Source organism: Marinobacter sp. 1-4A (assembly GCF_016597725.1).
In the GTDB taxonomy this organism is placed as follows: Bacteria; Pseudomonadota; Gammaproteobacteria; order Pseudomonadales; family Oleiphilaceae; genus Marinobacter.
This window is the reverse complement of sequence record NZ_VCGY01000001.1, coordinates 43,916-67,545: the sequence shown is the minus strand read 5'-3', so window position 1 is coordinate 67,545 and position 23,630 is coordinate 43,916. Positions and strand designations below refer to the sequence as shown.

Annotated in this window: 20 protein-coding genes; 18 read left to right on the top strand and 2 right to left on the bottom strand. The window is 53.7% G+C overall.

Annotated elements, in window-relative coordinates; genetic code table 11:
- Both FE845_RS00280 and FE845_RS00275 read left to right on the top strand, forming a co-directional pair.
- On the top strand, positions 1 to 594 hold the full coding sequence (locus FE845_RS00280) for a hypothetical protein (RefSeq protein WP_200360675.1): 594 nt from the start codon (positions 1 to 3) through the stop codon (positions 592 to 594).
- 176 nt (positions 595 to 770) lie between these two features.
- On the top strand, positions 771 to 1,649 hold the full coding sequence (locus tag FE845_RS00275) for a DUF6160 family protein (protein WP_200360673.1): 879 nt from the start codon (positions 771 to 773) through the stop codon (positions 1,647 to 1,649).
- A 170-nt stretch (positions 1,650 to 1,819) separates the two neighbouring features.
- Here the strand turns inward: FE845_RS00275 and FE845_RS00270 are convergent, their stop codons facing one another.
- Positions 1,820 to 2,386 (bottom strand): hypothetical protein, encoded by a 567-nt coding sequence (locus tag FE845_RS00270; RefSeq protein WP_200361828.1) that lies wholly within the window; start codon positions 2,384 to 2,386, stop codon positions 1,820 to 1,822.
- A gap of 372 nt (positions 2,387 to 2,758) precedes the next feature.
- Here FE845_RS00270 and FE845_RS00265 point away from each other — a divergent pair, with 372 nt between their 5' ends.
- The 9 genes from FE845_RS00265 to aroC all read left to right on the top strand — a co-directional run bounded on the left by FE845_RS00265 (position 2,759) and on the right by aroC (position 12,538).
- Positions 2,759 to 3,790, top strand: a complete 1,032-nt coding sequence (locus FE845_RS00265; protein WP_200361827.1) for a DUF58 domain-containing protein — start codon at positions 2,759 to 2,761, stop codon at positions 3,788 to 3,790.
- On the top strand, positions 3,787 to 5,901 hold the full coding sequence (locus tag FE845_RS00260; protein ID WP_200360671.1) for a transglutaminaseTgpA domain-containing protein: 2,115 nt from the start codon (positions 3,787 to 3,789) through the stop codon (positions 5,899 to 5,901). Before FE845_RS00265 ends, FE845_RS00260 begins: the two co-directional genes overlap by 4 nt.
- The gene (gene holB, locus FE845_RS00255) at positions 5,894 to 6,925 is read left to right on the top strand and encodes a DNA polymerase III subunit delta' (RefSeq protein ID WP_200360669.1); all 1,032 of its coding nucleotides are present in this window, start codon (positions 5,894 to 5,896) and stop codon (positions 6,923 to 6,925) included. Before FE845_RS00260 ends, holB begins: the two co-directional genes overlap by 8 nt.
- A 104-nt stretch (positions 6,926 to 7,029) precedes the next feature.
- Positions 7,030 to 7,380 (top strand): PilZ domain-containing protein, encoded by a 351-nt coding sequence (locus FE845_RS00250; RefSeq protein WP_200200787.1) that lies wholly within the window; start codon positions 7,030 to 7,032, stop codon positions 7,378 to 7,380.
- 14 nt (positions 7,381 to 7,394) lie between these two features.
- Positions 7,395 to 8,321, top strand: coding sequence for an alpha/beta fold hydrolase (locus FE845_RS00245; protein ID WP_200360667.1), 927 nt, complete (start codon positions 7,395 to 7,397; stop codon positions 8,319 to 8,321).
- Entirely contained in the window at positions 8,314 to 9,228 is a 915-nt protein-coding gene (locus tag FE845_RS00240; RefSeq protein ID WP_200360665.1) for a DUF4892 domain-containing protein, read from the top strand. The genes FE845_RS00245 and FE845_RS00240 overlap by 8 nt, the downstream gene beginning before the upstream one ends.
- A 32-nt stretch (positions 9,229 to 9,260) precedes the next feature.
- Complete coding sequence (locus FE845_RS00235; RefSeq protein WP_200360663.1) at positions 9,261 to 10,409, top strand: patatin-like phospholipase family protein; 1,149 nt, start codon at positions 9,261 to 9,263, stop codon at positions 10,407 to 10,409.
- A 94-nt stretch (positions 10,410 to 10,503) separates the two neighbouring features.
- Entirely contained in the window at positions 10,504 to 11,406 is a 903-nt protein-coding gene (prmB, locus tag FE845_RS00230; protein ID WP_200360661.1) for a 50S ribosomal protein L3 N(5)-glutamine methyltransferase, read from the top strand.
- Positions 11,407 to 11,443: 37 nt separating this feature from the next.
- Positions 11,444 to 12,538, top strand: a complete 1,095-nt coding sequence (gene aroC, locus FE845_RS00225) for a chorismate synthase (protein WP_200360658.1) — start codon at positions 11,444 to 11,446, stop codon at positions 12,536 to 12,538.
- A gap of 154 nt (positions 12,539 to 12,692) precedes the next feature.
- Here the strand turns inward: aroC and FE845_RS00220 are convergent, their stop codons facing one another.
- Positions 12,693 to 13,589 carry a LysR family transcriptional regulator gene (locus tag FE845_RS00220; protein ID WP_200360649.1) on the bottom strand — a complete coding sequence of 299 codons (897 nt, stop codon included), beginning with the start codon at positions 13,587 to 13,589 and terminating at the stop codon, positions 12,693 to 12,695.
- 175 nt (positions 13,590 to 13,764) lie between these two features.
- On the opposite strand from FE845_RS00220, the gene leuC reads away from it, so the two are divergent.
- The 7 genes from leuC (at position 13,765) to FE845_RS00185 (ending at position 23,579) form a co-directional block, all read left to right on the top strand.
- Complete coding sequence (gene leuC, locus FE845_RS00215) at positions 13,765 to 15,183, top strand: 3-isopropylmalate dehydratase large subunit (RefSeq protein WP_200360647.1); 1,419 nt, start codon at positions 13,765 to 13,767, stop codon at positions 15,181 to 15,183.
- 21 nt (positions 15,184 to 15,204) lie between these two features.
- A complete protein-coding gene (leuD, locus tag FE845_RS00210) occupies positions 15,205 to 15,852 on the top strand; it encodes a 3-isopropylmalate dehydratase small subunit (protein ID WP_200360645.1) in 648 nt (215 codons plus the stop codon).
- Between the two features lie 125 nt (positions 15,853 to 15,977).
- Positions 15,978 to 17,051 carry a 3-isopropylmalate dehydrogenase gene (gene leuB, locus FE845_RS00205; protein WP_200360643.1) on the top strand — a complete coding sequence of 358 codons (1,074 nt, stop codon included), beginning with the start codon at positions 15,978 to 15,980 and terminating at the stop codon, positions 17,049 to 17,051.
- Positions 17,052 to 17,163: 112 nt separating this feature from the next.
- The gene (asd, locus tag FE845_RS00200; RefSeq protein ID WP_200360641.1) at positions 17,164 to 18,279 is read left to right on the top strand and encodes an aspartate-semialdehyde dehydrogenase; all 1,116 of its coding nucleotides are present in this window, start codon (positions 17,164 to 17,166) and stop codon (positions 18,277 to 18,279) included.
- A 322-nt stretch (positions 18,280 to 18,601) separates the two neighbouring features.
- On the top strand, positions 18,602 to 21,946 hold the full coding sequence (locus FE845_RS00195) for a FimV/HubP family polar landmark protein (protein ID WP_200360639.1): 3,345 nt from the start codon (positions 18,602 to 18,604) through the stop codon (positions 21,944 to 21,946).
- A gap of 107 nt (positions 21,947 to 22,053) precedes the next feature.
- Entirely contained in the window at positions 22,054 to 22,965 is a 912-nt protein-coding gene (truA, locus tag FE845_RS00190; protein ID WP_200360637.1) for a tRNA pseudouridine(38-40) synthase TruA, read from the top strand.
- Positions 22,962 to 23,579 carry a phosphoribosylanthranilate isomerase gene (locus FE845_RS00185; RefSeq protein WP_227713965.1) on the top strand — a complete coding sequence of 206 codons (618 nt, stop codon included), beginning with the start codon at positions 22,962 to 22,964 and terminating at the stop codon, positions 23,577 to 23,579. Before truA ends, FE845_RS00185 begins: the two co-directional genes overlap by 4 nt.
- The last annotated feature ends 51 nt before the right edge of the window (positions 23,580 to 23,630 follow it).

Below are 23,630 nucleotides of genomic sequence, written 5' to 3'. Positions count from 1 at the left end.
ATGCCTTATCTTGGAAAACCGCTGCTACGTGCTTTTTTGCTGATCTTTGCCATGGGTATACCCATGGCCAGCGCACAAACGGCGCCTTCGGGTGAGTTGACTGAGGAGCAGGAGATGGCGATTAAGAAAGAACTATCTAAATACGCCGTTCTTGGTCAGCAGCAAATACTCTATTTAACGAAGCAGGCGACGGATGAGTATACGGAGACATTGACGGACTCAGAACCGAACATGCCTGCTGCATGGATGCTTCTAGAAGACGGCAAAACAGTTAAGCGCATTAATATCGATGAGCAAGCCGATGGAGCACCCGCGCAGATACGAATTCTTATGTATCGTGCGGCTTTAAAATCCGTTGCGCGACCCGGGAAAATTCATGCCTCAGTCATCTTATACACTGGGAAAATCCGCGAGGGTAGCGAAGACGAAGCGCTCGTTGTTGAGTTCGAGCACCGATTGGGCATTTCGGGAAACAAAGTCATTCCGTATCAAGTTGAAAACGGTAAAGTCTCATACGCAGAGCCGGTGACTAGCGAAAAGCCTTTCCAGATTTTCCACGATAGCAAAACCAGTGGTGCGAGCAGCGAAAATTGATTTGAGACGCAATCGTGGTTTGTTACCGGTTGTAAAGGTTGTGTTAAGGAAGTGTGAATGAAGTCACGGACTAGGACTGTAAAACAATCTTAAATGACTGCGTGGAGTAACGGACTTCACACCCAAAAATTAAAAACTCAACCAAGAATAAGTATGAGTTTATTAAGGAGAATAAAATGAAAGGCCTGAAAAAAATTGCTCTAGTAGCAGCTATTGCTGCAGCACCTCTTGCAGCCAATGCTGAACTGCAAGCTATGAACGACACTGCAATGGGCGACGTAACCGGTCAGGCCGGTGTGACCATTGAGCTGGAAACCAAAGTAAGCATTGGTCAGTTCAAGTACACGGATGAAGGTTCCTTCGCAGTTAATGACATCGTACTTGGTGGTGCTGGTGTAACCGCTGACGGCGCAACTGCTGGCTACGGCGACCTGTTGGACCAACTGAAAATTGACATCGACGTTCTTGATGACGGCGACGCTAAAATTCACGTTAGCACGCTTGACGGCGCTCCGATCGACTGGGGTCTGGAAATTGGCAGCATGGAGCTGCTGGCTGGCGGAACTGGTTCAGACAGCACCACGCTGATCTCTAACCTGAGCGGCTACGGTAATCTGGCTCAGTTGGACATTCAGGTTGATACTGCTACGGATCACCTGAACCTTGTAGCAGCGTTTGATGTGACTGATATGGACTTCGACGTTGAGTTCATGGGTATTGGCATCCGTGATCTCACGATCAGCGGCGCAGGCGGAAACTTCGACTACGATGGTGACGGATCTGTGATGTCTGCTGACGCTGACGGTGAATTTGGACTTGCTCCAACTTCTCAAGAAGCCCAAGTACTTGCAGGATTTGCTAACGTAAATCTGGATATCTACAAAGGTGCGGGTCTCGGTGCTTCCACCGCAACTGACGTACTGCGTATCGACGTAAACAACGTCTACATGGACGTTACCATCGGTGCTGTTGAGATCGGTGGTACTTCCATCGGTTCACTGGCCATCGACAACTTGGCTGTAACCGACACCAAGCTGGCTGTATACGGTCACTAATCTGACCTGAACACCAGTAGTGTTAAAGCGCCCCGCATTGCGGGGCGTTTTTCGTTCCAGTAGAAGGCAATTGGAAAGACGCTAGCCAGAGTGCAATAAAAAAACGGCAGCTTGAATAGTCAAGCTGCCGTTTTTTAGTTTGGGGTTTATCTTATAAAGTGCTTTATTCTCTACTGATCCGGAACCTTTATGGATAGATCAAACCCACCACCCGGTCTTGGCGTTAGCTGAATCGGACCTTCGTTAATCCCTTGTGGCATTTGTATCCGGTCTATACCCGGTGGTGTACCAATCGAAAAGTTCAGGTTCTGCCCATCAAAGCCTATACCGAGCTGGTCGTTAAGGAACGACTGTGTAAAAGGCTCATCCGGAATCTGCATCTGTTGCCCAAAAATAAGGGGTGGAAGGTTGGGCGTAAATTCAGCGGGCGGCTGGGCTCTGGCTAGCTCTTCCTGAGGAAGCAGCAGCGCACGGCGCAGGAATTCTTCCTCTGCGTTTGCAAGGGCGTCTGAATTGCCTTCCTCGGTCAATCGTTGCAGGGCTTCCCGGTAGGCTTCTTCTTCCGCTTCGGTAATAACCGGCTCGCCGGGGGAAATCGTCAGGGCACGGATAATGCGCTGGCGGTCAGCTTCCGATTTGCGGCCTTCTCTTGGTACTACAATCACCGCAGAATCTTTCACGTAGGTGTCGACCATTTCATCGGAGGTCATGGACTGAACGCCTGCAACCGTTGGCATGGAAGCCGCTGCGGCGAGTGTTGCAGCAATCGCTGCTGCAATGTTGGTGCTGTTTTTGGTGAAGGTCGCTGCGCGGGAGGTGTACCCGGCAGGCAAGTTTTGGTGGTTCATAGTCTGGCCTCTTGCTGCGATGAGCTCAGGTACGAGGTGTGTCTGAGGTTACAGCAATCAGTACGCATCTCTATCTGACCGAATTCTGGTACTACTCTCCAGTATTCGGGTTGTTTCGCAGCTTTTCAAGGGTGTAAACGTGAGTTTGTGATCAGAATCCGTGATTTGCCGTACAGTTATAAAAGCCTTGCGAAGAGGGTTACCATGGCGGTTAACGTTTGGTGTTGAACTTTAAATAAATCTAACGGCCTTAGGGGCATGATGAGCAGACTAATTCGTAGCCGCTGGCAGCGCTGGATAAACCGTCGGATTCCGCGCTCTGATGTCCAGTTACTCACCCAGAGAAACCTCTTCATTTTGCCAACGGCGCCCGGCGTGGTGTTCGGGGTGCTGTTGTTGATCATGCTGATCACCGGTATTAATTACCAGAACAGCCTGATTTACCTCGTAACCTTTTTACTCGGCGCTGTGTTTGTAGGCGCTATGCACCAAACCCACCGCAACCTTGCGGGCCTTGAGCTTACGCTCGTTCAGACGGGCGAGGGGTTTGCTGGCGATGATATCCTTTTTCGCTTACGGGCGGCGGCGGGCAAAGACGACGCCATAGCCGTCACCCTGTCTGACGGTGACACCTCGGTTCGAATCGGTCATGTACCCTCGGGGCAGTCTGCCGATGTTGCTCTGCCAGTAGGTTCTGCTTTTCGGGGGTATCTCCGCCCGGACCGCATCCGAATTGAAACTCGTTTCCCCTTCGGTTTGCTCAAAGCCTGGTCTTGGATGCGCCCAATCTCCACCGCTGTGGTGTTTCCCCGGCCCATTGCGGCTCCCGATGTGGTCAGTGCGGTTGATGATGGTGAACAAACCGCCAGTTCGCGATCTCCGGAAGGGAACGACCATGCTGAACTGCGCCCGTGGCGCGACGGAGATATGAGCCAGCGTGTTATGTGGAAGCGTTTTGCCCGCAGTGGGCAGATGGTGGTGGCGGACTGGGAGGCCGATAAACGCAGCCCCCATTGGTTGGATTTTAACGCCTTTGCTGGCGCTGATCATGAAGTTCGGCTCAGCTATCTATCCTGGTTGGTGGTCGAGCGCGGCAAGAGTGGATCCCGCTTTGGCCTGAACTTGCCGGGGCAGGTGATAGAGCCGGATTCTGGCCCGGCCCATGCAACACGCTGCCTCAGAGCTTTGGCGGTTTGGGGTGAGGAAAAACCAAGGGATGCTGTAGGTGCGCCCTATGGCACGCGCCGGACTACAGATTCAGGTAGAAGAGCGAAGCCGGGAGCCGTGATATGAGTTTTTGGAATCGCTCCCAGCAGGAGCCAGAAACGCAAAGCGACACCCTGCCGTCTCGCGCATTACTCTGGCTGATGGTGAGCTTTGCATTACTGTTGACGCCTCAGTTCGATCGGCTTCCAGTGTGGTTGATGGCGGTATGCGTTGTTTTGGCTGGCTGGCGCTGGCTGGCTCAGCAGGGTCGTGTGCGCTTGCCGGGGCGTTGGCTGCGCACGGGCATTTTGCTGGCATTGATTGCGGTGTATCTCATTCGCGTTCAAGGCAGTTTTACCGTAGACACAGCGGCTTCGTTTTTTGTACTGACGGTTGGCTTGAAGTGGCTCGAAACCCGCACCGCCCGGGATTTTTATGTGCTGTTCTATATTTTGGTGTATCTGGCGACGGTGAACTTTTTGTTTCATCAGGAAGTTCACTGGGCGTTAGTGAACATCGGCGCCATTGGTTTGTTGTTGATCGGGTTGCAGGTGCTCAATGCACCGGAGCTTCCCGGTGGTATGAAGGCGGGGTGGCGCAGGTTAGGTGTCATGCTGTTGAAAGTACTGCCGATTGTTGTGCTTTTGTTTGTGTTTTTCCCTCGCATGGAGCCTTTATGGAGCGTGCCCTTAGTGTCTGGCAAGGCACGCACGGGCATAAGCGACACTATGCGGCCCGGGGATATATCCAGCCTGGCACAAAGCAGTGCCCGGGCCTTTCGAGTAACCTTTGGTGGCTCCATGCCTGAATACCGGGATAGGTACTGGCGTGGGCTTATTCTGGACACCCTTGACGATGGAACCTGGCGTCAGAGCGGCTATGAGCCTTACCGTCGGCCGGGGCGGGTGGATTTGGATGGCGGCGTTGGCGAGCTGCAACCGCAAGAATACGATGTATTGATGGAGCCAACCGATCAGCGCTGGGCGTTTGCACTCGAACGCTCTGTGGCGGTTTCAGACAACGTTGTGAAAGAAGCAGATGACCTGTTCCGCTTCCGCCGCCCAGCGGATAGCCCGGTTCGGTATAGGTTAGCGCGTGACAACTCGCCAGAGCAAACGGTGCCCACCTTGGAGCCCGGGCAAGCCCGCCGCTACCTGCAACTCCCGGCTTCCGGAAACCCGAGGGCGCGCGCATTGGCAGCCGACCTACGGCAATCCAACAGTGAAGTGGGCGTCATTCGATCGCTTCTTAGCCGATTCCGGGAGCAACCCTATTTTTACACCCTTCGTCCGCCCAGAATGCCCGATAACGGCATCGACAGCCTGTTATTCGATGACATGCGCGGGTTCTGCGCGCACTATGCTGGCGCGACAACGTTTGTGCTTCGTTCGGCAGGGATTCCTGCAAGAGTTGTTGTCGGTTATCAAGGCGGAGAAAGTGGTGCGGGTGACGAATACCTTGTGGTGCGCCAGTACGACGCCCACGCTTGGGTTGAAGCCTGGGTAGAGGGGCAAGGCTGGGTGCGCATTGACCCTACCGCTGCGATCGCGCCAAACAGAATTGAATCCGGCTTACGGGATGCCGTGGCCGAGGAAGGCTCATTCCTCGAGAACGAGTGGGCCTCTGCCCAACGGTATGGAGATGTAGCGCTTATTCGTTGGGCAAGCCAGCAGCTTGATCGCATCAACTATCAGTGGCAGCGCTGGGTAGTTGGTTATCAGGGCCAAAGCCAGATGGATCTCATGTCCCGTTTGCCCGGCGGCTTCGGTATCAAGGAGCTGGGGTATCTTACCGCAGGTATTGTCGGTGTGGGGCTTCTTATAGCTGGCTTGATATCGGCGCTGCAAATGCGCCGGGGTGCAAGCCGGGATCGTTACGGGCGTGTGTTGGGCGCCTGGTATCAGCTATGTGAGCGTGCAGGGGTGCCAGTCAGGAGTGGCGAAACACCGTCGGCTTTGGCTTCCCGGCTGGCGGCTGCAGAACCGGCAGTGGCGGATTCCGCACGGCTTTTTGCCCGGATGGTGAACAGCCATTATTATAGACCGCAATCCAAATCGGCCTCGGCTAGGGATGGCAGCGATGAGATACAGCGCATGCGCAGACTGCTGGCCACCATGAGGCGACAGCTTCGCAAAGCTGGCAAAAACCAGCGTTCAAACCCCCGGCACCTTGCCCATTCAGGAAAGCTCAGTGACTGATATAGCCTTTAAAATGCCGTGGCTTCAAAAACCTTGGCAAACGATTCAAAGCCGTCTTTCTGAAGGTAGGCTTCCCCATGCGCTGTTGGTGACCGGTGAGTGTGGTGTGGGCAAGCGAGCTTGGGCAGATGCCGTATCAGGTTTGCTGCTGTGTGCCACGCCCTTGCATAAGGAAGCCGGAACGCCGGTTGCCTGTGGCCAGTGCCGCCAATGCCAGCTGATCGCGGCATCCAGTCACCCGGATGTTCGGGTGTATGCACCGGAAAAGTCCCGAATGATAAAAATTGAGCAGGTACGGCAGCTCTCAGCTTTTGCCGTATCGTCTCCGCAAGTTGCCGGACGCAAGATTGCTGTGATCGACCGTGCGGACCAACTCAATATCAACTCTGCCAATGCCTTGTTGAAAACCCTCGAAGAGCCGGTAGCTGATTTTGTGCTTATACTTTTACAAGAGAGTGGTCGGCCTGTTTTGCCAACCATCCGTTCCCGATGTCAGGTAGTGTCCATTCCAGTTCCCTCCGCTGAGCAGGCCGAGCAGTGGCTTGTTAGCGAGGTCGCGGAGCTTGAAGGTGGCAAGCAGCCCTCTCCAGAGCTTATGGTCAAGTCCCTAATGCTGGCGGGTAATGCACCGCGATTGGCGCTGGAGTACGCCACTGGCGAGTTTCCGGCGCTGCGGGATGAGGCGTTCGACAAGTTTCGTCAGTTTATGAAAGGTCAGGTCGCGGTCGCTGAGGCGGCTAAGGCTTTTAAAGCATTGGGATTGGAAGACATGCTTTGGCTGTTTGAAGGCTGGGCCTCGGACTTGGCCCGGTTATGTGCCGGAGGTACAGCAAACGATCATGAAGCCAGGGAAATGTTGGGTTTTTTGGCGAGTAGAAACCCGGCTTGGCGTGCCCATGAGTTGCTGGATCAGGTGCGCGAGACCCGGGCGGCTGGTGTATATAACGTCAACCCCGAGCTCGAGGCCAGTCGGTTGCTGATTGCTTGGCGTGAGCTGATGCCCACAAAGCGTCGGGCGTCGTGATTGCGCGTTTAGCAAGAACACCTGCTATCATCAGGGATTATCAGGGGTTTTTCTCCCGCACGTTTGGTTTAACGTTTTAACATTCATTTTAGAAGGTGTCAGATATGGGGCCCGGATTTGGTGCGCGCAGCGGCATTCTTACCCTGACGATTAAGGACAAAGCGGTTTTATACGCCGCTTACATGCCATACATTCGCCAGGGTGGTCTTTTTATACCTACCCAAAAGCAATACCAGCTCGGCGATGAAGTGTTTCTGCTACTAAACCTGATGGATGAGCCGGAGAAGCTGCCGGTTGCAGGCAAGGTTATCTGGATTACGCCTAAAGGCGCGCAAGGGAACCGTGCGGCTGGCATTGGTGTTCAGTTCAATGGCGATGATGAAAGCGCCAAGACCAAGATTGAATCCTATCTTGCAGGCTCGCTCAGCTCTGATCGCCCGACACACACAATGTGAGGCCCGCTTCCCAGATGAACGATCTTGCCCTTTCGGCCGCTGATGCGGGTAGTTCGGCAGGGGCCTACGAGATGGTGTGGCCCCTGAGGCACATCACGCTTGCAGGTCTCAGTTGGCCAGCATCGGATGCTCAGAAATCTGCCGAGCCGCCCGTGATCATGCTTCATGGTTGGCTGGATAACAGTCTGACTTTCTCCAAAATAGCGCCGGAACTGGCGCAGTGGTCGTCGCTGTATGCTGTGGATATGGCAGGTCACGGGCATTCCGGCCATCGCCCGGCTGGGCAAAGTTACCAGTTAATGGATTACGTTGCGGACCTTGCCGAACTGATTGAAACGCACTTCTGCGAATCCGGGCAGTTCGAACAGGTGGATGTGGTTGGCCATTCATTAGGCGGCATTGTGGGCGCACTCTACGCTGCGGCGTTTCCGGAGCGGGTGCGCAAGCTGGTTATGATCGATAGCCTCGGCGCACTTAGCCGACCCGTCAGTGAGACGGTTCCACAGCTTCGTAAGTCCATCAAAAAACGTATCGCAGGTTCTGGTCGGCCAGCGGTTTATCCGGACGTTGTGACGGCGGCCAAGGTTCGTGAGGGCGGGTTAAGCCCGCTAAGCCATGAAGCGGCACTGGCGCTGATTCGCAGGAACCTGAAGCCTGAAGACGGTGGTTACGGTTGGCGCACAGATGCGCGGTTAAGGCACCCGTCTCCATTGATGATGACAGAGGAGCAAGTCTTGGCGTCGCTAAAGGCTGTTAAGGCACCAACTCTGTTTGTGCGCGCCCGTGAAGGGTTGCTGGCAAACCGGAAAGGGCTGGATAGCCGTGCGGACGCCATACCAGATTTGCACACGGTGGATGTGCCCGGAGGGCATCATTGTCACCTTGATGGGCATACTCGCCCGGTTGTCGATGCTGTCAGACACTTTCTTGAGAATGAGTAATACCTTGCCAAAGTTTTTTGTATTGAGCTTTATGACTTCTGTGCTGCTATCAACAGCTTCGGCTGTTGCCAGTGCTGCGCTGCCTGAAACTGCGCCGGAGCCCTTTGCGCAGTCCACGCTCGAAGTAACTGCGCCTATTGAATCGTCGGGCCACCTTGTATTGTTCAGCCCGGTACGGGAGGTTAACAACGAGATTCGCTCAGAAACCATGGCACGGTTACCGGTGTCCGGGGAGGGTCGCCTCTACCAGATTTCACGGGATGCCAACCGCCGGGAAGCGTTGGAACACTACCTTGGGCTGCTGCGTGATCGTGGCGCGCAAATATTATTCGAGTGCTCGGGCATTCGGTGTGGCCGCAGCAATGTGTGGGCAAACCAGATATTCAATCAACCCGTTCTCTACGGGAGGGACGGCACTCAAGATTATTTGGTGGCAGGTGTAGTAGCCGACGATGGCAGCCGCTGGCTGACGTCTGTTTATACGGTTACTAGGGGTAATCTTAGAGAGTACGTGTGGGTAGAGCACTTGAAGGTCGCGTCTGGCGCCTCAATTCCAGGCCTTGGCTCGGTTAATAACCGTATTGTGGGGCCAGTAATTGTGCCCTGGCAGGGAGGCGTTACTTACCGGTTTAACTGGCAGGCCACGGATCGCCGTAAGGTGAGTGAACTTGCCCGGGTTGAAGGCGCCCAAGTGATTCTTGTCGGGTATTCCGCGCTTGGTGAGAATGAGTCCTTCAGCGGTGCCATGGAGCGAGCCCGCAAGGCGGCAGAGTCGCTTTCCGAGGTTTTGGCGAAAACCGGTGTTTCCAGACAACAGCAGGAATTGGTCATTGTGGGGCCGTCTGTGGTTGTTTCGGATGCTGCTCGCCAAGGCGATCGGGTTGAAGTAATGGTTGTGACGCAGTAGATCTAAAGAAGAAGCCTTAACGGGGTAGTCAAGTGCCTGATAATGATGCATCCAAGGTTCTGGAGAGTTCAGACCTATCGGCCGTCGAGTCGAACGCCAGCACTAAGCCTAAGCCGCCTGAGCGCAAACGCCAGACTGTTGCCTTAACCTTGGGCAGTGGCGGTGCAAGAGGCTATGCCCACATAGGTGCTATCGAAGTTCTTGCCGAACGCGGCTATAACATTGTGGCTATTTCCGGCTGCTCCATGGGTGCTCTGGTGGGCGGGATGTATGCAGCAGGCAAGATGCAAGACTACAAAGACTGGGTAACTGGGCTGGGCCAATTTGATGTGCTCAAGTTGCTGGATCTAACCTTCAACTCGGTTGGTGCAATTCGAGGGGAAAAAATCTTCTCAATCGTGCGGGAGATGCTGGGAGATACTCGAATTGAGAATCTGCCATTGCATTACACCGCCGTTGCAACGGATTTGTTGGCACATAAGGAAATTTGGTTTCAAGAGGGCCCGTTAGACAGAGCAATTCGGGCATCTGTGGCCATTCCAAGCGTTGTTACCCCTATGGTTCTCGATGGGCGAGTTCTGGTTGATGGTGCATTGCTAAATCCGCTTCCTATTATTCCTACCATTTCGGCCCACGCTGATCTTGTTGTGGCAGTGAATCTCAGTGGTGAAGAAGACCGTAGGCAACGGTTACCCGATGCCGCGTTCAACCATAATCAGCAGGGCAGTCCCAGCGAAGATGCTGACGAGTGGGTGGATAGGTTCCGCGATAAGGCATCCCGCTGGTTTGACTGGGACGGGTTAAAATCTCTGGGCGCTGGAAAGCCGGGTGTTGACGACAGCCCTGAGGATAAACTCTCGAAAGAAGTGCAGAAAAAGAGCCGGAATAAACAAGAGGACGATAAGCGTCAGGAAACACACGAAACAATCAATTGGGACAAGTTGGGTCTCGGCAAATTTGATGTGATGAACCTAACCATTGAAACCATGCAGAGTGCTCTGGTGCAATACAAGATTGCCGGTTACCCGCCCGATTTGTTGGTCAACATTCCAAAAAACTCCTGCCGGATTTATGACTTCCATAAAGCTCCAGAACTGATTCAATTGGGTCGCGAGCGCATGAATGCGGCTTTGGATCGGTTTGAAGAAAATCGGAACAGCTCCGGGCCTTTGGCTGTATAAGCCTATAAGGCTGATCCCTAATTTGGTGGCTGTAGCAAGGCCTTGAAACAGCGTATAATCCGCGCTGAATCCGACATGACAGGAAACAGTGTTTGTGACCAGCCCGATTGACGACCTTCAAACCGTTCGCGATTACCTTCGTTATGCGTCTTCACAGTTTGCCGCTTCGCCGGTTTTTTTCGGCCATGGCACGGATAACGTGTGGGATGAGGCCGTACAGTTGGTGATGCGCAGCCTACACTTACCGCTAGAAAACAACACCCTGTTTCTGGATGCCCGGCTGACCCGCGAAGAACGCTTGCTCATTCTTGAGCGCCTCCGCCGCCGCATCGACGAGCGTGTTCCACTAGCATATCTGTTGGGTGAAGCTTGGTTTATGGGTATGCCGTTTAATGTGGATGAACGGGTTTTAGTGCCACGTTCCCCAATTGGGGAGCTGATTGAAAACGGATTTCAGCCCTGGCTTGGCGATAAGCCTGTTGAGCGAGTTCTCGATCTTTGCACCGGAAGCGGCTGCATCGGCATCGGGGTGGCCTCGGTATTCGAGAATGCCACCGTTGATTTGTCGGACATCTCGCCTGATGCTCTGGCAGTCGCGGAATCCAACATTGACTTGCATGAGCTGCATGGCCGGGTGCGAACGGTAGAGTCGGATGTGTTCGCGAATATCACCGATCAGTACGATATCATTGTCAGTAATCCGCCTTATGTTGATGCGGAAGACATGGGTGACATGCCGGACGAGTTTCATCATGAGCCGGTGTTGGGGCTTGCAGCAGGCGATGATGGGTTGGACATTGCCCATCGGATTATTGCCGGAGCAGCGGAGCATCTAACGCCCGGCGGCTTGCTGGTGGTCGAGGTGGGTAATAGCTGGGTGGCTCTGGATGAAGCTTATCCTGAGCTCCCGTTTACTTGGCTGGAGTTTAGTCATGGCGGCGACGGTGTTTTTGCGATTACCGAGCAGGACCTCCGCCAGTGGCAGAAAAATCGTTAATCTAATTTCTTACATCACCTTTACAAGATATTGAATTATGTCAGGAAATACTTTCGGAAAACTGTTTTCTGTTACAACGTTTGGTGAGAGCCATGGGGCTGCTCTGGGCTGTATTATTGATGGCTGCCCGCCGGGGTTGGAGCTTTCAGAGGCCGATATGCAGGTAGACCTGGATCGCCGTAAGCCCGGCACTTCCCGGCACACCACTCAGCGCCGTGAGGCGGATGAGGTTCGCATTCTTTCCGGTGTGTTCGAGGGTAAAACCACGGGCACGCCCATAGGGCTGATGATTGAAAATACAGATCAGCGTTCGAAGGATTACTCAAAGATTTCAGAGCAGTTCCGCCCGGCCCATGCCGACTACACCTATATGCATAAGTATGGGGTGCGGGATTACCGTGGCGGTGGCCGTTCTTCGGCCCGTGAAACGGCTATGCGGGTTGCAGCCGGTGCGGTGGCTCGGAAGTTTTTGCAGGAGCGTTTGGGTATTCGTATCCGTGGGTATTTGTCGGAGCTTGGGCCGGTACGAGCAGAGAAGCTCGATTGGGATCAAGTGCACCAAAATCCGTTTTTCTGCCCGGATGCCGATAAGGTGCCGGAGATGGAAGCCTATATGGATGCTCTTCGCAAGGAAGGCGATTCTATTGGCGCACGGATTAATGTGGTAGCTGAAGGTGTGCCGCCGGGGTTGGGTGAGCCGGTATTTGATCGGCTGGATGCGGATTTGGCGCATGCTCTGATGAGTATCAATGCGGTGAAGGGCGTTGAGATTGGTGCGGGCTTTGGGTGCATTACGCAAAAGGGTACGGAGCATCGGGATGAGATGACGCCTGAGGGCTTTTTGTCGAATCATGCTGGCGGTGTGCTTGGGGGGATTTCGTCGGGACAGCCGCTACTTGCGAGTATTGCTCTGAAGCCGACGTCGAGTTTGCGTTTGCCGGGGCGCGGTATTGATGTGCACGGTAATCCGGTGGAGGTTATTACGACTGGTCGGCACGATCCTTGTGTGGGTATTCGGGCTACGCCGATTGCTGAGGCGATGATGGCGATTGTGTTGATGGATCATTATTTGCGCCATCGTGGTCAGAATGGCGATGTTTCTGTTGCTACGCCGGTTATTGGGCAGCTTTGATCCTGAGGCTTTGGTGCAGACGCTTGGTGCTGGCTCGGCCATTCAAAAAGCGCCCGTGAATACTTCCATGTAGGGCTCGGTCGCGCCATCCTTGGCGCTCCACGTTTTTGAATGGCCGAGCCAGCACCAAGCTACCGATCTTCGGTGAGCGGCCTCAGAGTTCCTCTTCTTCTTGAACAATCCTCAGCAACGCCTTAGCGGCGTTACCCGGTTGCCGGCCGGTTAGTCCAATGCCGCCAAGAACCCGTGTAACCGAGTTTCCAGTTTCTGTTCCTTTCGCCAGTACGCCTTCAAGCACTTTCAGGCTTTCATCTGCCATGCGTAGTGGTAATACGCTCCAGCCGAGGCCGACGCTGGTCATCATTTTTAGGGTTTCTAGGTAGTTGGTGGGCATTTGTGGGTGCAGGGGTAGGTTTGCCTCCAGAAATAGACGGCTTACTACCCGATAGGTTGAAGTTGAGGTATCCGGGAGTAGGGCCGGGTGCTGTGCCAGATCAGCTAGCTTGGGTGCTTTTATTGAAGTCAACGGGTGGTCGGTGCCCACGACAAAGGCCATGGGGTCTGGCCACTGGGCGAATACGTGGAAGCTGGCGGGCATGCTGTCGCTGAGTGTTACGAAGGCCAGTTCGGCGTTGCGTTTTCGCATCTGTTCGTAGGCGGCGTCGGATTCCATGAACTGTAGGTTTATGGTTACCTGAGGGTATTCACGTTTGAACCGTCTTAGCCATTTGGGTAGGTGGTGAAGGCCTATGTGGTGGCTGGCGATGATGTGCAACTCGCCTTCCAGCAAGCCGGAATCTGGCGAGAGGGCGATGCGGGCGTTGTGGATTTCGTCGAGGATTTTGCGCGCGTGGGGTAGCAGTCGGCCTCCGGAGTCGGTGAGGCGGATTTGTCTTTGGCTTCGGTCGATCAGTGTTTCGCCAAGTTGGTTTTCTAGAGCCGCAAGGCGTTTGCTGATGGCGGGTTGGCTTAGGTGCAAGAGCTCGGCAGCTTCTGAGAAAGAGCCTTGGTCGACAATGGTAATGAAGGCTTTGAGTGCGTTTGAGTCCACGATTTATGTTCCCGCTATGTTTGTTAGCAAAGGCTAACGTATAACCAAACGGAATGCGATGAATGATAAACATGAATTGCGGTTATGTTTTCTGTGGCTGTATGATAGGTGCAAGATTTAGGCTGAATAGCCATAGATAGCACTAAAAACTGAACCTCCAGAAAGTGAGAGAGTCATGGCGGGTAAGACCTTATACGATAAGTTGTGGGACGATCATTTGATCAAGCAGCGGGATGATGGTTCTGCGCTGATTTACATTGATCGTCATTTGCTGCACGAAGTAACGTCACCGCAGGCCTTTGAGGGGCTGCGCTTGGCCAACCGCAAGCCGTGGCGGATTGATGCCAATTTGGCAACACCGGACCATAACGTTCCTACTACGGATCGCGAGAAGGGCATTGAGGGTATCGTTGATCCTGTTTCCCGTATTCAGGTAGAAACGCTGGGCAAGAACTGCGATGAGTTCGGTATTCTTGAATTCAAGATCATGGATCAGCGTCAGGGTATTGTGCATGTAATTGGGCCGGAGCAGGGCGCCACTCTGCCGGGCATGACCATTGTGTGTGGTGACTCCCATACGTCTACCCACGGTGCATTTGGTTGCCTTGCCCATGGCATAGGTACATCCGAAGTTGAGCATGTGCTGGCAACCCAGTGTTTGGTGCAGCAGAAGATGAAGAACATGCTGGTGAAGGTAAACGGCCAGCTTGGTAAAGGTGTTACCGGTAAAGATGTTGTACTGGCCATCATCGGTAAAATAGGTACCGCTGGCGGTACTGGCTACGCGATCGAGTTTGGTGGTGAGGCAATCCAGAACTTGAGCATGGAAGGTCGGATGACCATTTGTAATATGGCCATTGAAGCCGGTGCTCGGGTGGGAATGGTTGCTGTAGATGGCACGACCATTGAATATGTGAAAGGTCGGCCTTTCTCACCTACGGGCGATGCGTGGGATGCCGCGGTTAAATACTGGCGCACCTTACACAGTGATTTGGACGCGGAGTTCGACAAGGTTGTTGAGTTGGACGGCGCGGACATCATGCCGCAGGTAAGTTGGGGTACGTCTCCTGAGATGGTTGCGGACGTGACCGGTAATGTGCCTGACCCAGCCAAAGAAGAGGACCCCATTAAGCGCGAAGGCATCGAACGCGCCCTTAAATATATGGGCCTGCAGGCAAATCAGGCGATCACAGATATAATGCTCGACAGGGTATTTATCGGTTCCTGCACCAACAGTCGCATTGAAGATCTGCGTGAGGCCGCGTCTGTGGTGAAAGGGCGTAAGGTGGCGAAGAGCCTGAAGCAGGCGATGGTGGTTCCGGGTTCCGGTTTGGTGAAGGCGCAGGCGGAAGCCGAGGGTCTTGATCAGATTTTCATGGATGCTGGCCTTGAATGGCGCGATCCGGGCTGTTCCATGTGTCTGGCTATGAATGCTGACAAGTTGGGACAGGGGGAGCACTGCGCTTCTACGTCTAACCGTAACTTTGAGGGCCGTCAGGGCTTTGGGGGCCGGACGCACTTGGTGAGCCCTGCCATGGCAGCCGCCGCCGCAATCGCCGGTCACTTTGTTGATGTTCGCGAATTGCTGAACTGAGCCACAGGAGAGAACAGAACCATGCGCGCATTTACGCAACACCAAGGCCTTGTTGCCCCCATGGACCGTTCCAATGTGGATACGGACATGATTATTCCCAAGCAGTTTTTGAAATCCATCAAGCGCACGGGCTTTGGCCCCAACCTGTTTGATGAGCTGCGCTATCTCGACGAAGGCAAGCCCGACCAAGACAGTTCCCAGCGGCCGCTGAACCCGGACTTTGTGCTCAATCAGCCCCGTTACAAGGGCGCTAGCGTACTTTTGGCCAGAAGCAATTTTGGTTGTGGCTCAAGTCGCGAGCATGCTCCTTGGGCACTTGATGATTACGGTTTTCGGGTTATTATCGCTCCGAGCTTTGCGGATATTTTCTATAATAATTGCTTTAAGAATGGGTTGTTACCTATTGTTCTTGAAGAAAAAATTGTTGATCAGTTGTTTCAGGAAGCAGAGGCTTCTGAAGGCTACAAGCTGACCGTAGATCTGGAGGCGAAAACCGTGGTCACGCCGTCTGGTGAGTCTTTCGGTTTCGATGTGGATGATTTCCGTCGCCATTGCTTGTTGCATGGTCTCGATGATATTGGCGTAACTCTGGAAGACGCAGAGCTGATCAAATCCTATGAAGATCAGCGCCGCCAAACAGCTCCTTGGCTATTTGGCGCTGGCCAGTAGGCTGCGCTCCGGTGAGCAGCTGAGATATATAGTGCCCTTACCAGCCGGGTGCGTGAGTCGTCACCCGGCGATAATTAATTCGCCGTGCCAAAGTGGCCCGGTTTACCAAGATTTGGAAGCTCATCATGTCCAGAAATGTACTTCTTCTGCCGGGTGACGGCATAGGTCCTGAAATCGTTGCAGAAGCCGAAAAAATCCTGCACGCCATTAATGAAAAATTTGACCTGAAGCTTACGTTTAATACCGGCCTCGTTGGTGGAGCTGCGTTGGACGAAGCTGATAACCCCTTGCCGGACGAGACACTGGATATGGCCCGCAAGGCCGATGCGATTCTGTTGGGCGCCGTAGGTGGTCCAAAGTGGGACAGTCTTCCTATGGCAAAGCGCCCGGAGAAGGGGTTGCTTGGCTTGCGCTCGAATCTGAAGCTGTTTGCCAACCTGCGTCCGGCTATTCTTTATCCGCAACTTGCGTCTGCATCCTCCCTCAAGCCCGAGGTGGTTTCCGGTCTGGATATCATGATTGTGCGTGAGCTCACAGGCGGTATCTACTTTGGCCAGCCGCGCGGTGTTCGTCAGCTCGAAAGCGGCGAGCGTCAGGGCTACAACACCTATGCCTACACGGAGTCTGAAATTCGCCGCATCGGCCGGGTTGCGTTCGAGGCTGCGCAGCAGCGTGGCAAAAAACTGTGCTCCGTAGACAAAGCCAATGTTCTCGAAGTGACCGTTTTGTGGCGTGAGATCATGAACGAATTGAAGAGTGAGTATCCGGACGTAGAACTCTCTCATATGTACGTGGATAACGCCGCAATGCAACTGGTTCGTGCTCCCAAGCAGTTCGACGTGATTGTGACTGGCAACATGTTTGGTGATATTCTTTCAGACGAAGCAGCCATGCTCACAGGTTCTATTGGTATGTTGCCGTCAGCATCTCTGAATTCTGAAAAGCAGGGTATGTATGAGCCTTGCCATGGGTCGGCACCAGATATAGCGGGCAAAGGCATTGCCAACCCGCTGGCTACAATTATCAGTGCTGCCATGATGTTGCGGTACAGTCTTGATGAAGAAAAGGCTGCGGCGGCCATAGAGGCAGCTGTGAACAAGGTACTGGATCAGGGGCTGCGCACGGCAGATATCATGTCGGAAGGCGGTACCCGGGTTTCTACTCGCGAAATGGGTGATGCGGTACTGGCTGCTCTGTAAATTACGATAATCCCCGACAGCAACACGACGCGGTTGCTGCGGGATCATTCACCCTGTCCCTGCCAGCGATAAAGGTTGAGGGCGGGCATAACGCGAGGTTCAAAGGTCGCACATGAAGCGAGTTGGACTTGTAGGTTGGCGCGGCATGGTGGGCTCAGTGCTCATGCAGCGCATGCGCGAAGAAAACGATTTCGCTGATATCGAACCGGTATTTTTCACCACATCTCAGGCTGGTCAACCAGCTCCGGATGTGGGCAAAGACGGCGTGCCGCCTTTGCAGGATGCTTTCGATATCGAAACCCTTAAAACTCTGGATGTGGTTTTGACATGTCAGGGTGGTGATTACACAAGCGCGGTTTACCAGAAGCTGCGTGATGCAGGTTGGCAAGGTTACTGGATTGATGCGGCATCTTCGCTTCGCATGGCGGATCATTCCGTTATTGTGTTGGATCCAGTGAACCGCAATGTGATCGATGCAGCTCTCGATAAAGGCGTTAAAGACTACATCGGTGGCAACTGCACTGTAAGTTTGATGATGCTGGCTCTTGGTGGTCTGCTCGAGCAAGACCTGATCGAGTGGGTATCGCCTATGACTTATCAGGCGGCTTCTGGATCCGGTGCGCAAAACATGCGCGAACTGCTTAACCAGATGGGTGAGCTGAACCGCAGTGTTAGTGACGAGCTGGCTAGCCCGTCCTCTGCGATTTTGGACATCGACCGCAAGATTACTGAAACCATGCGTTCTGATGGATTTCCCACCGAGCATTTCCAGGTTCCTCTAGCTGGTAGTCTAATACCGTTTATCGATAAGCAACTTGATAACGGCATGAGCAAAGAAGAGTGGAAGGCGGGTGTTGAGACCAATAAAATCCTTGGTCGCTCAGACAATCCGATTCCAATTGATGGGATCTGTGTGCGAATTGGCGCCATGCGTTCCCACAGTCAGGCGCTGACCATCAAACTCAAGAAAGACCTGACGGTTGCAGAAATCGAGTCGATTCTGGCAAAAGCCAACGACTGGGTAAAAGTCATACCGAATGATCGTGATGCAACCATCGAAGAGCTGACACCTGCCAAGGTAACAGGCACCCTGAGCGTGCCCATAGGGCGCATCCGAAAGCTCGCTATGGGCCCAGAGTACATTTCTGCGTTCACCGTGGGTGATCAGCTGCTCTGGGGCGCTGCTGAGCCCCTACGCCGTATGTTACGGATATTGCAGGCGCGTTAAGAAATGTTACACAGAGGCAATTAATGCCAACTGTGTCCGGTTTCAGAAAGCCGGTTAGGGGGCGGAGGCTGATTTCAGGCTCCGCCCCTGTTATTTTCAGGAACACTAGGGAGTTCCGTGCAACTGATAAAAAAATGGTGCAAGGAATGCGGCTGATTGATTGATAAAAGAGGTTTTATCAACAATACTTGCCGAACTGAACGTTAAAGTTTCGACAGCTTCGACACATTAAATCTGAAGTATCCAGACGAAAGTCACCTCACCTCGTTCGGTGCTGTGTAGAAAAACGGTATCGGATAACGGAGACTGGAAAGGAAAAAGCATGAAGGTACGCAAGCTTGCGGTTGCACTGGCTCTGGCGGGAGGGCTCGGGTCCGGGGTTGCTCAAGCCCTCGGGCTGGGTGAAATTGAACTTCAGTCCTATCTGAATGAACCCATGGAAGCAGAGATTGTTCTGCCGCAAAGTCGGGGCGTAGATCCCGGTGATGTGTTTGTGAACATAGCTCCGGAAATGGCTTATCAGAGACTGGGGCTGCAGCGAAGCCCATTTGTAGGCAAACTCCGTTTTAGCGTGGTTACGGGCGCCGATGGTAGTCTGATGGTGAATGTAACCTCGCAGGAGCCCTTGCGAGAGCCATATCTCAACTTCTTGCTGGAACTGACCTGGCCTAACGGCCGGCTAATGCGTGAATACGCAGTATTAGTAGATCCCCCCGTTTACGCCGAAGAGTCCGGTGTGTCGGAGCAGGTTCGCGCCCCTTCCGCGCAAGCCCGAACAACTGCACCGGCCCGAAGTGCCGAATCGGCTCGTCGCCAGACTAGTGCAGGGCAGGTGCAGAGTCGTGGCTATGGGTCGGATACTTTTGGCCCTACGGGGGCAAATGACACGCTTTGGACCATTGCCTCTGCAGTTCGGCCAGACAACAGCCTCTCGATGCAACAGGTTATGCTTGCATTGCAAGACCTGAATCCCGATGCATTCATTGGCAATAACATCAACCGACTCAAACGAGGTCAGGTGCTGCGTGTTCCAACCGCAGATCAGATCCGCAACCGCAGCCGTGCAGAGGCAACCCGTGCGGTAGCCCAGCAGAATCAAGAATTCCAGCAGCCCAAGCGCACAGTAGATGCTACGCCCGCCCAGCCGTCTGGAACCGGCGCGACTGGCCAAGCTTCCGCGGGTGGTGATGAGCTCAAACTTCTGGTTGCCGATGATGCCGGCAGTCGCAGTGAGGCCGATGGCGGCTCTGCTGGTGGTGACGGCAAGCTTCCCGGTGGTGTCGATGCCGGTACCGCAGTTGCTATGGAAGAGCTCGAAAGCGCCCGGCGTGAGAACGAAGAGCTCAACACACGGGTTGACGATCTTCAGGATCAAGTACAAACACTGCAACGTTTGCTGGAGCTCAAAAACAGTCAGTTAGCAGAAATGCAGCAAGGCGCCGGAACGGGCAGTGTAGCGACTGATCAAGCAGCGCCCGGTTCTGATCTTGCTGATGCCACTGCAAATACAGGTGAAAGCACAACAGATTCCGAACTCGCGGAAGCCGCTCCTGATACTGCGGATCCTATGGCAGAGACGGAACCTAAAGAGACTGGTGACTTCTCTGTTGAAGATGGAGCCGAGGAAACAGTAGAGGCGCCCGCCGAGTCTGGCACTGAAGAGGTCCCACCTGACGAATCTGATGTCGCTGGTATGGAAGCTATCTCTGATGCAGAGATAGCCGGTGAAGAAGCTGAAGTTGCAGAAACGGTTCCCGGCGCTCAGCTTGCTGACGACATGACCGATGCCGAGCAGGATATGGACTCTGCAGGAAGCGACGCTGCCCCGATGGCAGCCGCACAGCCAGAGCAGCCCGAAAAATCAGAGGCACCTGAAGCCAAGCCTAAGCCTGAGCCAGTTGCTGATAAGGGCTTCCCGGGGAACGTGATTGACGCGATTGCCAATAACACCCTGTACCAGATCGCTCTTGGGGGTGGTTTGGTTATTTTGTTGTTGGTTCTTTTGCTCCTCGCTCGCCGCAATGCGAACCGCGAGAAAGAGTTTTATGAGCAGCTCAATAGTGAGCCTGGCGGGTCTGACGATACCTTCGATCTGAGCCTGGATGACGATGAGCCAGCGCAGAGCGATGGTAATAGCGACGCTCTGGAAGAAGCTGATACATACATAGCCTACGGTCGTTATGATCAGGCGACGCAGGTTCTGGAAGCAGCTATCTCCCGTGAGCCAAGCCGCACAGATCTGCGCCTGAAACTTCTAGCTGTCTACGCTGACAACCAAGAACGCGACTCCTTCGAGAAGCAGTTCGGCGAAATCGAGACACTGGGCGATGACGAAGCGCTTGCGCAGGCGAACGAGCTTCGAACCCGCCTAGAGGAAGCTGAATCAATGCCAAGCATTGATGACTTAGAGTCTCAGCTTCGTTCCGGTTCGTCCTTATCTGACGAACTCGTGGCGGATCAATATGACGCTGGCCGCGAAGAGCAGGTTGAGAACGAGTTCGGTGATTTTGACTCCGATTTGTCCGACTTTGATTCCGATACCGTTGAAGGTGCAGAAAGCGCTGCTGACGCCAAGGCCGACGACGAAACGGGCGAGGGAGAAAAGAACGAGTCAGACGATCTGATTGAATACGATCTGTCAGGGCTAGAGCTTCCGAAAACTAAAGACGAAGCGGCAGACCCGCTGGAATCCGATGTTACAGGCTCGGAGCAAACTCCGGAATCTGACCTTTTGGACGAGGAGAGCGACTTTTCTTCTCTCGAGATAGACCTTGATGACCCGGAAGACTCTCTTGAGGAATCTCTCGAAGGATCTGATCTGGACGAATCGTCAGAGAAATCGCTGGAAGAATCCCTCGGAGAGCTCGATGAGCTATCAGGTTTCGAACTAAACGATGAGTTTGAATCCGAGACGTCACTCGATGAGCTAGAGAATGAATTAGAAAGTGACGTTGAGAGCAAGCTAGAGAGTGATCCGGAAGCTGAGGATGCACTTAGCTCAGACCTTGACGCGCTGGATGAGTCTTTCTTGGATGAACTCGATGCGGAGCTGGATAAGGTTGCTGGCGAAGAGGAAGAGCTTGGCGGGTCGGAGATGGAAGAGTCCACTTTGGATGATCTTGAATTGGATGTCTCCGATGAAGATCTTGCCCTGATGGAAGAGTTCTCGGACTCGGCAGACTCAGCCAATGCTGGCCTAGAAGATAAAGAACCATCTCTGGATGATCTGGATGATCTGGATGATCTGGATGATCTGGATGACGACCTGGAACTTGGCGATGCGCTCTCGGAAGACGCTGACGGTTCTTTGTCTGACGTTGACGAGTCTGTACCGGACGTAGATGGTTCTCTTGCCGACGCTGATGGCTCTCTTGCTGACTCTGACGACGCTCTCCCGGATGAAGATTTGCCCGTAGCGTCTGATGAAGTGAAGGACGAGGCGTCAAAATCACCGCTTGCGGATATCGATGAAGATGATATCGGTGACGATGATGACTTCGATTTCCTCGCCGGCACTGATGAGGCCGCAACTAAGCTTGACTTGGCGCGAGCCTACATAGAGATGGGCGACAGTGATGGAGCCCGTGACATTCTGGAAGAAGTGGCCCTTGAGGGTGATGACGGACAGAAAGCCGAAGCTCAGGATCTGCTTAAAAAGCTGTCCTAATTCGTTATAATCAACCAATTAAGGCAGCAAGCGCTGACTGACGCCGGGAGTTTCCCGGTAGCAGTCGGCGCTTTGTTTTTACAGCAACATACTTTCCGGATTTACATTTGTTTCTCTATCCTCAGGAACTCACAACGGATAATGCCATCGGCGCCGGGCGTGTTGCGTTAGCTTTCGAATACGATGGCCGGGGTTTCCATGGCTGGCAGCTGCAGAAATCCGGCGTTCGTTCGGTAGAAGCAGAGCTTACAAAAGCTGTTGAGAAAGTGGCCAATCATGACGTTAACCTTGTGTGTGCAGGCAGAACGGATACCGGTGTGCACGCGAGTTACCAAATCGCGCATTTTGAAACTTCAGCCGTTCGACCGCTCCGTTCATGGGTTATGGGCATCAACACCGCTTTGCCATTTGATATCGCTGTGCATTGGGCTGGGAATGCCCGCGAGGATTTCCATGCGCGCTTTTCTGCTGTGTACCGACGCTACCGCTACGTTATCTATAACAGCCCTGTGCGCCCCGGCATCCAGAGAGGTCAGGTAAGCTGGACGTTTCGCGAGCTGGATGCCGAGCTAATGCATGACGCCGCCCAAGCATTGGTCGGGGAGCATGATTTTTCATCGTTCCGTGCTGCGGGCTGTCAATCCCGAACGCCGATACGCTTTCTTGAGCAAATAAAGGTAACCCGGAAAGCGAACTTCGTCGTAATTGATGTGCAGGCCAATGCGTTTCTGCATCACATGGTTCGGAATATCGCTGGGGCTCTTATGGCTGTAGGTGCTGGACATCAGTCGTCATGCTGGATTCATGACATACTGCTTGCAAAGGATCGCAGGCTGGCTGGCGTAACCGCACCGCCCCACGGCTTGTATCTGGTGGATGTTGGTTACCCTGATGGTTTCGGCATTCCTGCCGCCGAATGCGGCCCCGGTTTCCTGAGGCCCTGGTTCAGCCCGCCTGAAAACAGTCCGGTTCGCCCGACTCACATTCACCCGAAACAGAAGCCGGTAGACGTATCATGAAAACACGAGTCAAAATTTGTGGTTTGACCCGTGTTGAGGATATCAAAGCGGCGGTGGCGAGCGGAGCGGATGCGATAGGCCTGGTGTTTTATGAGCCCAGCCCCCGCGCCGTGACCATAGAGCAAGCAGAGATACTTGCCCGGCATATTCCTGCGTTTGTGTCCCTTGTTGGCCTGTTTGTTAATCCTCTGGAAGCGCAGGTGCGAGATGTTCTGAAGCGCATACCATTGGATTTGCTGCAGTTCCACGGGGATGAGTCATCAGGCTTTTGCGGGCAGTTCGAACGGCGCTGGATCAAAGCAGTGAGAGTTCAACGAGCCGGGCAAATTGAAAAGGCTTTCAATGATTATCAACTTGCCTCCGGGCTCTTGGTCGATGCTTGGGATCCAGTGCGATTTGGTGGCACCGGGCAGTCGTTCAACTGGGATTTGATTCCGCCTGAGCGCACCTTGCCGCTCATATTGGCTGGTGGGTTGTCATCTGATAACGTATTCGGCGCCGTAAAAAAGGTAAGGCCTTGGGCTGTTGATGTCAGTGGTGGTGTTGAAAAGAGCAAAGGTATCAAAGACATCGAGAAAATGTCTGAATTTATTAAAGAAGCTCACCGAGTTTGAGACAAGAACTCATCGTGGCTAACAGAGAGGTTCACCGTGTCTAACAGAGAG